The sequence below is a fragment of the Bacillus sp. z26 genome (genome assembly GCF_058313635.1).
Map to the genome: position 1 here is coordinate 973,614 of NZ_JBZFQM010000002.1, position 11,916 is coordinate 985,529.

10 protein-coding genes and 2 pseudogenes are annotated in these 11,916 nt (G+C 35.9%); 6 read left to right on the forward strand and 6 right to left on the reverse strand.

The genetic code is table 11. From position 1 onward, the window contains the following. Positions 1–73 precede the first annotated feature (73 nt). Both AC4G3K_RS09970 and AC4G3K_RS09975 read right to left on the reverse strand, forming a co-directional pair. Positions 74–563 (reverse strand): annotated as a pseudogene (locus AC4G3K_RS09970) (SpoVR family protein); the annotation flags it as partial. A 271-nt stretch (positions 564–834) separates the two neighbouring features. Next, positions 835–1,386 carry an NADPH-dependent FMN reductase gene (locus AC4G3K_RS09975; RefSeq protein WP_491076337.1) on the reverse strand — a complete coding sequence of 184 codons (552 nt, stop codon included), beginning with the start codon at positions 1,384–1,386 and terminating at the stop codon, positions 835–837. A 181-nt stretch (positions 1,387–1,567) separates the two neighbouring features. Here AC4G3K_RS09975 and AC4G3K_RS09980 point away from each other — a divergent pair, with 181 nt between their 5' ends. After that, the gene (locus AC4G3K_RS09980) at positions 1,568–1,936 is read left to right on the forward strand and encodes a winged helix-turn-helix transcriptional regulator (protein ID WP_491133209.1); all 369 of its coding nucleotides are present in this window, start codon (positions 1,568–1,570) and stop codon (positions 1,934–1,936) included. A gap of 42 nt (positions 1,937–1,978) precedes the next feature. Here the strand turns inward: AC4G3K_RS09980 and AC4G3K_RS09985 are convergent. After that, positions 1,979–2,614 (reverse strand): annotated as a pseudogene (locus tag AC4G3K_RS09985) (SpoVR family protein); the annotation flags it as partial. A 346-nt stretch (positions 2,615–2,960) separates the two neighbouring features. On the opposite strand from AC4G3K_RS09985, the gene AC4G3K_RS09990 reads away from it, so the two are divergent. Beyond that, the gene (locus AC4G3K_RS09990; protein WP_491133210.1) at positions 2,961–3,671 is read left to right on the forward strand and encodes a hypothetical protein; all 711 of its coding nucleotides are present in this window, start codon (positions 2,961–2,963) and stop codon (positions 3,669–3,671) included. A gap of 128 nt (positions 3,672–3,799) precedes the next feature. Here the strand turns inward: AC4G3K_RS09990 and AC4G3K_RS09995 are convergent, their stop codons facing one another. Next, on the reverse strand, positions 3,800–4,411 hold the full coding sequence (locus AC4G3K_RS09995; protein ID WP_491133211.1) for a TetR/AcrR family transcriptional regulator: 612 nt from the start codon (positions 4,409–4,411) through the stop codon (positions 3,800–3,802). A gap of 1,036 nt (positions 4,412–5,447) precedes the next feature. On the opposite strand from AC4G3K_RS09995, the gene AC4G3K_RS10000 reads away from it, so the two are divergent. Next, positions 5,448–5,669, forward strand: coding sequence for a hypothetical protein (locus tag AC4G3K_RS10000; RefSeq protein WP_491133212.1), 222 nt, complete (start codon positions 5,448–5,450; stop codon positions 5,667–5,669). A gap of 404 nt (positions 5,670–6,073) precedes the next feature. Beyond that, complete coding sequence (locus tag AC4G3K_RS10005; protein ID WP_491133213.1) at positions 6,074–6,574, forward strand: DnaA N-terminal domain-containing protein; 501 nt, start codon at positions 6,074–6,076, stop codon at positions 6,572–6,574. A gap of 318 nt (positions 6,575–6,892) precedes the next feature. Here AC4G3K_RS10005 and AC4G3K_RS10010 read toward each other — a convergent pair whose 3' ends face one another. Then, positions 6,893–8,305 (reverse strand): SpoVR family protein, encoded by a 1,413-nt coding sequence (locus AC4G3K_RS10010; RefSeq protein WP_491133214.1) that lies wholly within the window; start codon positions 8,303–8,305, stop codon positions 6,893–6,895. Positions 8,306–8,679: 374 nt separating this feature from the next. Between AC4G3K_RS10010 and AC4G3K_RS10015 the strand changes: the two genes are divergently transcribed. Both AC4G3K_RS10015 and AC4G3K_RS10020 read left to right on the forward strand, forming a co-directional pair. Next, entirely contained in the window at positions 8,680–9,213 is a 534-nt protein-coding gene (locus tag AC4G3K_RS10015; protein ID WP_491076321.1) for an LPXTG cell wall anchor domain-containing protein, read from the forward strand. 585 nt (positions 9,214–9,798) lie between these two features. Continuing rightward, on the forward strand, positions 9,799–10,050 hold the full coding sequence (locus tag AC4G3K_RS10020) for a YhdB family protein (RefSeq protein WP_491076320.1): 252 nt from the start codon (positions 9,799–9,801) through the stop codon (positions 10,048–10,050). Positions 10,051–10,154: 104 nt separating this feature from the next. On the opposite strand, the gene AC4G3K_RS10025 is transcribed toward AC4G3K_RS10020, so the two are convergent. Next, a complete protein-coding gene (locus tag AC4G3K_RS10025; protein WP_491133215.1) occupies positions 10,155–11,882 on the reverse strand; it encodes a phospho-sugar mutase in 1,728 nt (575 codons plus the stop codon). Positions 11,883–11,916: the final 34 nt, after the last annotated feature.

Below are 11,916 nucleotides of genomic sequence, written 5' to 3' on the forward strand. Positions count from 1 at the left end.
CTAGTTGTTGATTCTTGAAAAATGTTATCACACCAAAGAAAAGAGAACCGTCTTTTCGGTTCTCCTTTCCCTTCTATACATACTTCCTACTCACACTCTTCCCATCATAACTAAACAAAATCCCCTTGCCTTCCAATATCGTTTCCATATGAACCGTTCGCCCCCATAGATTGTGAAGATGAGGCAGAACCTTCTCCAGGTATTTTACATCGAGCTCAATATCTTCAAACCAATGCTTTAGATACAGCTCTCCATTTTTCAGGTAATCTCCGTCATTCACCGTGATATACGGGAACCCGCCATTTACGCGCATGCTGACGAGCTGATCACGTACCGCTTTCCATTGCTTATCGACAATTTTATAGTCGCGACCTTTTTTCTGGAACAGATACATATCTTCACGCATGACCAAATCCTTTGTGAGGTAATTGCGGAGGAAGGAGATATCCAATCTCCCTCACTTCAAACATTTTCTCTCGGCCTGAATTTGGTTTAACCCCGCGTTTTCTCATCTCTTCATCAGGATTATTATATCTTTCTTCAATATCCTCAAACATCTTGATGTCTTCCTTGCTTAATTGATACACCAACAATCTCACCGAGAAGAAGAAAAATATTAAATGATATAAAGAATATAATCAGACAAGCTGTAAAGGAGAAAAGTCATTCTTTTCAGTCATAAATTGTGGAGGCATTACTGGTCCTTCTGCTTTACCTAGTACAAGTTCAACTGAGTGACATGAATGCGAAAATGCGAATTGCCTCGCTATGGAGTTTCTTCTGCACGTAATATTGGAAGTGGATAATTTACCATTAAAACCTACCTCAAAACAGTTAGTCACGAACTGTTTTTAATGCTGCACTCCAAGATATGACTTCATTTAACATTGTTTCAACAACTGGAACGTGTATGTCAGTTGGCTTGAAAGTAAAATGATCTGAAAAGTCTGTGAATACTGAAAGTGCTGGATGTGTACGTACATCAGCTATGGCTAATTCACCTAAAATACCTCGTAAATGTTCTGCTGCGCGCGCTCCACCAACTGCTCCATAAGAAACGATACCCGCTGCTTTGTTGTTCCAAGGTTCCCGTGCTAGATCCAGTGCATTTTTCAAGGCACCGGTAATGCTGTGGTTATATTCCTGGACAATAAAAATAAAACCATCATATGCTCCTATCGTTTGATTCCATTTGATGATACGTTCATCGTCCATCGCTGTTGTACCGAAGAATGGTAAATCAAATTCTGCGATATCGATAATTTCAAATGTAGCATCATCACGTTCATCTGCTAATGATTTCACCCAATCACCTACTTGTGGACTGTTTCGACCTTCACGAGTACTTCCTAGGATAATACCGATTTTTAAAGTTTCACCAGACATTTATAATTCCTCCTTATGGTTATTAAATATTTTTATTTTTCAGTAAATTCTATATATTCAACTTACTTATAATGGTATTATAAACCCTAGGGTAATAAAAAAAAGTAGGCACTTCAAATATACATAGTTACTTTAAAGAAACTATTGGATTTGATGAGCTTTCTAAAAGGAATGATTGAAATTGGAAACAAAAACAGTCACACATAATAGAGATAATTGTGCCAACATTGAAATTGCTATGGATATAATTGTTGGAAAATGGAAGCCTGTTATCCTTTTCCATTTATCAAATAACGAAAAGTTACGTTTCAGCGAATTACAACGAGCCATTCCAGACATCTCTAAGAAAATGTTAACGAATCAACTACGTGAATTAGAATATCATGACATTGTACATCGTGAAGTGTATGCCGAAGTACCGCCACGTGTTGAGTATTCAAAGACGGAATATGGCCTGAAGTTAAATTCCGTCCTACTCGCAATGCAAATATGGGGATTAGAACATTTACAACATTTAAATGAACTCAGCCGTTTACCCAAGAAATCTTAAAATGAAGAAAGGAGAACCAATACATTGGCTCTCCTTTACCTTTTATACATACTTCCGACTCACACTCTTCCCATCATAACTAAACAAAATCCCCTTGCCTTCCAATATGGTTTCCATATGAACCGTTCGCCCCCATAGATTGTGAAGATGAGGCAGAACCTTCTCCAGGTATTTCACATCAAGCTCAATATCTTCAAACCAATGCTTTAGGTATAACTCTCCATTTTTTAGATAATCTCCGTCATTGACCGTGATATACGGGAATCCACCATTTACTCGCATGCTGACGAGCTGATCACGTACCGCTTTCCATTGCTTATCGACAATTTTATAGTAGCGATCTTTTTTCTGGAACAGATACATATCTTCACGCATGACCAAATCCTTTGTGAGGTAATTGCGGAGGAAGGAGATATCCGATTCAATCTCCCTCACTTCAAACATTTTCTCTCGGCCTGAATTTGGTTGAACCCCGCGTTTTCTCATCTCTTCATCAGGATTGTTATATCTTTCTTCAATATCCTCAAACATTTTGATGCCCAGATAATATGGGTTAATGCTTGTTCTTAATGGCTGCACAACTCCTGCATTCAATTTCGCAAATTCAATTGACTCACCGCTCGTTAAATCAAGCTCGCGGAGGATACGTTGATGCCAATAGCTCGCCCAGCCTTCGTTCTTCTAAGGATCTTAAAAAAGCCTGATTTCACTGTTAATCGGACTTTAGGAGAAACTCTGAATATTTTGATGATCTTTGGGGATTGGACAAAATGAATTAACTGGAGAGCCTAAAAGATTATGGATTCATTTATTGAACAGGTATCAACACTACATTTAGATTAAGTTAGAAGTTGTATATAAATGAAAAAACTCACTTAGAAATTCAAGCAATAGCAGAGAATTAAGGCTGTCGTATGACTGTCTTCTCTTATGCTGCTAAAGGGGCAGATTAGTGTAATAAGAAGGACTTTGATACTGGAATATAGAAATAAAGAATATAGTTTGTTTGTACTGAGGTGGTACAATGGGAATTTTTATAGATATTTTTTCAATTAAGCATATTGGTTCTGAAAAATACGCAAATATTTTTTTTGATTTAATGAACAAAAATGGACTGGATATAGAGAAAATCGGATTATTTGAACCAATTAAAAAGCTTTTTACAATTGAAGATGCCATCGATATGTGGACGAAAGAAGAACCTGGTATTTATGATATTGCAACGAATAAATCGCTTGGAAAAACAGGCGGTATGCTAGGGAAGAGTAAGGGATGTTGGTTTGACATTCATTGGTGGTTGCATCCGACTGAATTAAGTCTGAACCACTTAACTATTTATTTGAACAAAAAAGTATTTAATCAAATTAAGAACGATAATGTGCCATTGTTTGAAGAGTTAGTGGAATGTTTCGAAGCTATTTATGGTTATGTATCCGAAGAAGAAGTACAGGAAAGGCAGCATAAAACAGGAACATTAAAAGAAAGAATTCTAGGTGTCTTTTGGCTTAACTACTTTTCTCAAGTCTTTGTAGATTACTTAAATAATGGAGATTTATTTTATGAATTTCCTTGGAAAAAAATAAAGGAAGTTAATAATAAGGGAATTATTTTTCAATTAACTGATAATCCCTTCGATCAAACAATTGCTGATTTGGAAAAAAAGGCACAAAAATTATTTGGGGTAAATAAATTCAATGCAACCGCAAAAGATTTCCCAAAAATACTTTTGCCGTAATTCTTATTCAGCTAATGTGGCGTTAATCCAGGAAGGATTAATGCCTTTTTGTGTTGAATTCCTTATGGAAGTAAAGGGACAGGTTAGCGGAATAAAAACCATAAAATATATGGGAAATTCCATATATTTTATGGTTTAACAAACGTTATCTTAGTTGAATCATAATACCTAGTAATCATTAGTAGTTGTTCGTTCATAAAATCGGCTGAATAGATAAAATTGTGTTCAACCCAATAGGAGATAATTCCTATCATAGAGTAAGACTGTGCACGAACAAATAATTCCTTGTTAATTTTTTCGAAATATTGGGATTGATTGTCGCAGTAGCTTACTTCAGTTAGGAATAATTCCTCCAGTACACTACTGAATTTTTTATTAAACCCCTTAAATGCCTTATTAGTAAATAACAATCTGAAAATTTCCGAATTATCTTCAATGTATTTGAATATTTGAATTGCTTGTATGGAAACCTTATCTAATTCGAGAGTTTTTATTTGTTTATAAGGCTCTCTAAAGGCGGCAAGAAAACCATCGAGTGTTTCATCAATAATTTCGTCGATTAATGATTGTTTATCCAGATAATGGACATAAAAAGTTGCTCGATTATAATTGGCTTTTTCCGTTATATCAACAATTGATACCTTTTCGATATCATTCTTTTCGTTTAATAAAGTAAAAAAAGCATCTTTCAAATCCCTTTTAGTTCTGATTACTCTCCGATCTTCTTTTTTAAGTTTCATAGCATAAGCACCCCGACTTTTTAATCTTTTTAACGTGTTTTTTTCAACACTTTTTACGGAATGTTGAATACTAATACATATCTGTTTTATTGTGGATTGAAGAAAAAACCTATCCAGTTATAATAATGATGATAAATGATATGTTAGCCGACTCGTGTTGTTTACTAGATCTGTTAACATTTTATATTGATAAAGGGAAAGAATTCAAATAAAAACTGTTAGAAAGTTTTGTTTATAGTTTGCAATCTTAATTATAAATATGGGACTTATCATCGAAAATACGAAGGGGATTTATACGTATGCGTTCGACTTGCCATCTTATAATAACTAGGTTAAAAACTTTGTATATGTTTCGCGAAACCACTATCGTAGAAGTTTTTTGCAAAAATGACTCTCCAACTATTATTATTTATTATTCATATGGTTCTTATAAAATTATCGATATGATAAACAATACAAAAACAGAAATTTACCACTGCAATTATATGAAAGTGGTCGAAACAATTATGTTTAATTTTCGATTCCTACTTCCTAAACAAAACACTGTTGAATTATCTCAACTCTGGAATGGAATAGACGTTTATTAAAGAGTAATACCTCATATAAGAAGTACATTATGACAGAAAGGATCATTATAGATATTAGGAAAAGCAAATTCAATAAGTATTGAAGTTATTAAATAGTTGTTTTACCAAATAAAACAAAACGTATTACAGAATGGTTGGAAGCCAATTCAGAGAAAACCATTCTTGAAATTAACTATTCGGGCGATAATATCTATGATTATTTTCCAGAAGTAAGAGTAGTAAAGAGGGAGCTGAAGAAAATTCAACTCTTTTTTATTGAATGAACTCATATTTAAATGCAACAAATTATTACTAATAATAAAAGGATTAATGTGTAGTCTTTATTTGATTGTTACACCGTTTGAAGGCCTTGGTCGATAGGTCATTGGATAGATTATGATCAGACACACTATTTCATTTAATTGGGTATCAGTTTATTTTCATTTATTACCAGCCGAAGAGGTGAAGCAATGCCAACAACAAATCACATACTAAAAATGCTGAAAACTATGGAGACATTTCCTGATTGTGAAATTGAAGAAGTATTTACCAAAAATAATATACCTAAAGTAAGAGTACGTTACCTTCATACTTTGAAGCATTTTGAAGTAACAGATTTAACAAGTAATAAACAAATTAGTTATAACGATTACAACGAAATAGTAGATTTAGTAAAAAAGCTTTTAAAATAGATAAAAACTTTTTAAATAAACAAATATTTATGAAGTTGATTTCTAGAGAAGTATTAATAATATTATCCTTTATTTCTCTGCTGCAAAGGAGATTACTTCTATTAGGATCTGTGATTATAGCTTTTTTCACAAAAGGGATGCATTCCTGTAATGAATGAAGAGTATAAAGCAAGTTTGTGAAGAAACGTACTTAAACAAACAGGGGCGTTAACAGAATAAAGAAGCTTAAAAATATCCTCTTTTTTAGTGATACTGTTTAGAGAATCCTCCGCGAGCTTGATTTTACAAGTGGCGAGTCAATCGAATTTACAAAGGTTAATCAGGAATAGTATAACCGTCAAGAGTTTATACACTGGTTCCGATATACTTGACTTATTAATTTCTTAAGGATGGGATGGAAAGGGATGCTTACGAAGAAAGAGATGGAACTCATATATAATAACAAGGATGTGTTAGTATCACTTCTCCAAGTGGCTGAGGTACGAACGGTCTTCAAGCTATTCATGGTGCAAATCGATTTTCCTCAAAAGGAACAAATCTTGTTTGAGATCGATTCTGGCTATTATGAGAATTTTGGATATCTGCTCGATAAGATGTTAGCGGCTTATATGAAAGTGAATCCAGAAATCAAAACAGATACTTCTTTAAATTCGGTAACAAACGAAATCTGGAGTGAAGCTTTAGAAAGCTTATCAGATGACATCAGTGAGCCCAGTTTCAATGCTTGGTTAAGAGATACGTATCTAATCAAAGAAACAGAAGATACTCTCTTCGTCTCAGCGACGAATTCTTTCACAAGAGATTGGTTAGAGGAGCGGTATACCGATAAGGTAAAAAATGTGTTGAGTAACACCAGATGCAAGGAACATGATGTGAAGTTTGTTGTCCCTGACCCGACCCGTTGAATCCTAAAAAATAATGGGGTAAGTTATCCTATTGACCTTTAGCGACAACTAGAATAATGGAATTAGAAAGATAAAAACCGTGTCAGGCTAGCTAACGGTTTTCTTTTATTTGGTCCCATTAAACAATAATGTTGATGTTTGATTAAATTACCATCGATTCCGTTTGTCTCTTTTCGTTAACCTTCCCCTTTAATAAAAAATCGATTGCCCTCATTTGTGTTTAATAACGTTCTAGATATGTATTTAAATAACAAGGTATAATCTTTCTGAACATAAAAATAAGAAAAAGCCAATCCCCGATTGGCTTCTTCTCATTACTCATACATACTTCCGACTTACGCTCTTCCCATCATAACTGAAGAGGATTCCTTTTCCCTCTAGTATCGTTTCCATATGAACCGTACGCCCCCATAGATAATGCATATGCGGCAAGACTTTCTCTAGGTATTTTACATCCAGCTCAATATCCTCAAACCAATGCTTCAGGTAAAGTTCCCCATTTTTCAAATAGTCCCCATCATTCACCGTTATATAAGGGAACCCTCCGTTAACTCGCATGCCGACAAGCTGATCTCGTACCGCTTTCCATTGCTTATCGACAATCTTATAATCGCGTCCTTTTTTCTGGAACAGATACATATCCTCACGCATGACCAGATCCTTTGTCAGGTAGTTACGTATGAAGCTGATATCCGATTCAATCTCCCGCACTTCAAACATTTTCTCTCGGCCTGAATTTGGTTTAACACCGTGCCTTTTCATCTCTTCGTCTGGGTTGTTATACCGTTCTTCAATATCCTCAAACATCTTGATGCCTAAATAATACGGGTTGATGCCTGTGCGTGATGGCTGCACCACTCCTGCATTCAATTTTGCAAATTCAATTGACTCACCGCTCGTTAAATCAAGCTCGCGGAGGATACGTTGATGCCAATAGCTCGCCCAGCCTTCGTTCATGATTTTAGTTTCGAGCTGCGGCCAAAAATAAAGCATTTCTTCACGCATCATGGTTAATATATCTCGTTGCCAATCCTCCAGATTGCGGCTGTATTGCTCAATAAACAGGAGTATATCCTTTTCTGGCTGCGGCGGAAACTTTTTCACCTTTGCCTTTTTCTTTGGACCCGTTTCCTTATTACCTATATTCCATAAATCATCGTACGGAGTAATGATATCAGGTGATTCCTCATCGGTTTCTGCTTCATCCATGGACCAATTTAGTTTTGGACGTACAAGTGATGGATCGATATGCTCCTCAATCGCCAGGACAGAATCAAGAAACTTTTCTACCTCCATTTTGCCATGATCAATCTCATATTGCCTAATTCTTTCCGCTGTGGCAGACATACTTTCAACCATATCCCGCTTTGTATTTTTAAAACGAACGTTATTCTTAAAGAAATCACAATGGGCCAGTACATGCGCTACAATCAGCTTATTTTGAATCAAGGAATTGGAATCTAATAAAAAGGCATAACATGGGTTAGAGTTAATAACCAGCTCGTAAATTTTACTTAAGCCCACATCATACTGAAGCTTCATCTTGTGAAACTGTTTACCAAAACTCCAATGAGAGTATCGAGTTGGCATCCCGTAAGCCCCAAATGTATAAATAATTTCACTTGGGCAGATTTCATATCTCATTGGGTAAAAATCCAGTCCAAATCCGACCGCGACTTCCGTTATTTCATCAATGGCATATTCTAAGTCTTTCTGCTCGTCTTCTCTCACCCAATCCCCCCTCATTACTACTTATTTAATAAATATGATGATATGGGGAATTCATGTTTATAAGATTTACATTATGGAGGAAAACCATCTTGGATGGTAATGTTTTAATTTTTATTACTTTTCTAGACGCAAAAAATCTGTGCACTTTTTTTCACCTATCTATTTTCCATAACAACAAACGCACAGGAATAATATATATAAAAAATTCTAAATAATTATTATTTTATCTGATTAATGCTCGTTAGATGGTAAAATACAAAAAAAGGACATTATCCCTGAATTAATCCTTATAAATAAAGATTAAATAAAGCCAAATAGCAAAAAATGACTTGCTTGATCTATGGGTGTGCAGGTCATTAAGAAGGAGGAGCAGTATGAACGGATGGCGTATCGCTAAAGGGTTAGGAGTAGTCTTGTTCCTCATGCTAGGGATACTGTCCTTCCCTACAATGGGATGGGCCTTAAGCTGTGCTGAACCTCAACCAGTGGAACAAGCATTTGACGATGCCGATGCAGTGTTTAAAGGAATCGTGAAGGAACATGATGGAAGAAGGTTCGTTATACAAGTGGTCACGGTCTTTAAAGGGGACCTGGAACCGCGTACCATTGTGAAAGATACGACGCGAGATTGGCTGCAAGAAACCCTTAAAGAAGACGGTACCTACCTTATATATGGATATAACGATTGGTTTCACATCGGAGTCAGCCCTTGCGGACGGACAGATGATTGGGCACAGATGAAAACGGATGTAGAAATGTTTCCAAATGGGGAGCAGGCTACCTATGACGAAGATGACTATCTAGAATACACCCAAAGCCGAGATTTGAAAATAGCCAGTGCCATTGCGGGACTCCTTCTTTTGACAGGCGCGTGGATATTTTGGCGACGCAGACGAAATACCCGATGACCAGCACTAGCTGGTTTTTTGTTTGCTCTGCCCCCGTCGCTTCTTCATATACAATACAGGAATCTAACCGAAATCCTATGACAAATCATTATCCAAGTCTTTTTGCTCGTCTCCTCCCACCAAATCCATCTCAATACTACTTACTTAATAAATAATTATTTTTATAAAAAATGAATGAGAAACATCATCTAACTCTAATGAACCCGCAGTAAATAATAGGCAAATCCGATTGGTTCATTCACTCAAGTGGAGAAGACCTCTAGAGTAATTCAAATTCCCTTTAGTCAGTCATATAAAATGGCGTATGTGTATTTTTTATTATCTTTTCAACATACAATTCTAACTTCCATTATTTTTCTACATATAAAACATCCAGCCCATATTCTACACACAGTTATCACTTCCTACATTTAATATAGGATAATAACCATTGCTAATGGTATTAGGATAACCGCTTTGCCAAGAATTAAGCCATGGAAAGTTTCAAATTTACATTTTACAAACTGCCCAACTTTTACAGGGTGATAAAATCATGACTTTGAACAAACTAATTTTAACTCCTCCACTTAAAGGAGTGTGAAGTAAATGGATAAGGTTGATTATGATCGTGCTTTGTACTACACACATCGGTCAGAATGGGATAACCTCTTACTTCTGATGGTACGGACAAAAGACCACTTTTTGTCCAAAAAAATTGAACATTTTTTGCATGCCTATCATTTTTCAAAGGAGCAAACCTCCGTTGAAAAGACCCTGAATGCCCTCCTTCAATATATTGACCATGCCACATTCCTTCCGGATAATGAGGAAGAGGGTTGGGCAATGCAAACTTTTTAATATCCTTATTTTTTTCTGTGGTGGGAAAAATATACGGCTAAATGCAAACAGCGAAACACGGCGCAAAAAAATAGAGAGCTGACTTTTTAGTCAGCTCTCTATTTTTATATTTCTGATACCTTTTGCATCATTTCATTCATAAAGGATTGGAGCTTTTGCTCACTTGCTTGTTTTTGGCTATCCTTAACTGCAAAGTAGAACTTGATTTTTGGCTCAGTTCCTGATGGTCTTAAACATACCCAAGATTCATCTTCAAAGAAATATTTTAGAACATTGGATTTTGGTAAATGAATTGCTTCTTCTTTATTCGTAAGTAAATCCAATCGTGTGCTTTCTTTATAATCTTCTACAGCCACTACTTTTACTCCCGCAAGAGATGTTAGCGGCTCCTTACGGAATGTAGCTAGAATTTGCTGGATATGTTCAGCTCCTTCCTTTCCTTTTAAAGTCAGGGAACGCATTCCTTCTAAATAATATCCATGTTTTTCATATAAATCTTCAAGTGCCTGGTATAATGTTTTACCATTACGTTTGTAGTGGGCGCAAATTTCTACAGCCATCACGGTAGCCTGGACCGCATCTTTATCACGGGCAAAATCTTTAATTAAAGAACCGTAGCTTTCTTCATATCCAAATAAGAAAGAATATTCTCCAGACTCTTCATATTGCTTGATTTTTTCCCCAATAAATTTAAAACCAGTCAAAACATCTTCTGTTGTTACTCCATAGTTGGAAGCAATAGAACGTCCAAATTCTGATGTTACGATTGTTTTGAACATGATCCCATTAGTAGGTAATGTTCCTTTTTCTTTTTTCTGAGAAAGGATATAGTCTAAGAATAACGCACCTGTTTGGTTACCGGTTAAAACAGTGTATTCCCCTTCATCATTTTTAACAGCCAAACCAACACGATCAGCATCAGGGTCTGTAGCAATTAAAATATCAGCACCCATTTCTTTTCCTTTAGTGATGGCTAATTCAAACGCAGCATGTTCTTCTGGGTTTGGAGATTTTACAGTTGAGAATTCAGGGTCTGGTAACTCCTGCTCTTTTACCACTTCTACATGTTCATAACCCAAATCTTTTAGAGCACGACGAACCGGAAGATTTGCTGTACCATGTAATGGTGTAAAAACAACTTTCACATCTACTTCTTTTGCTAAATTTGGCTGTTCAGTAATCGTGAGGACTTTTTCGTTATAGGCATCGTCCACTTCTTTGCCGATTATTTTAATTAATCCTTTATCACGTAATACGGACTCTTCTTCTACTTTAATTTCGAGTTCATTTTCAATTGCATTCACCATCTCGATCAGAACATCGGCATCAGCTGGCGGTAATTGTCCGCCATCTTCGTTATACACTTTGTAGCCATTATATTCTGGTGGATTGTGACTTGCTGTGATGACGATCCCACCGATTGCATGTAAATATCGAACTGCAAAAGATAGCTCTGGAGTTGGGCGAAGGCTATCAAATACATAAGCTTGAATCCCGTTGGTTGCAAGTGTTTTGGCTGCTTCCATTGCAAATTCAGGTGATTTATGTCTTGAATCATAAGCGATTACCACTCCGCGCTGTTTTGCTTCTTCTCCTGATTTTTCAATATATGATGCAAAGCCTTGTGTTGCTTTACGGATTGTATAAACATTCATGCGGTTTGTTCCAACACCGATTTCACCGCGCATACCGCCTGTACCAAATTCCAAATTTTTGTAGAAGCAATCTTCTAACGCGACTTCATCATCCACAAGTGCAGTTAGTTTTTCATGCAACTCTGGTTCAAGCGTCAAATGATCATTCCATCTATTATAAGTTTTTTTCCAATCCATATATTTTATTCCTCCTAATTAAACGATCCTCTTT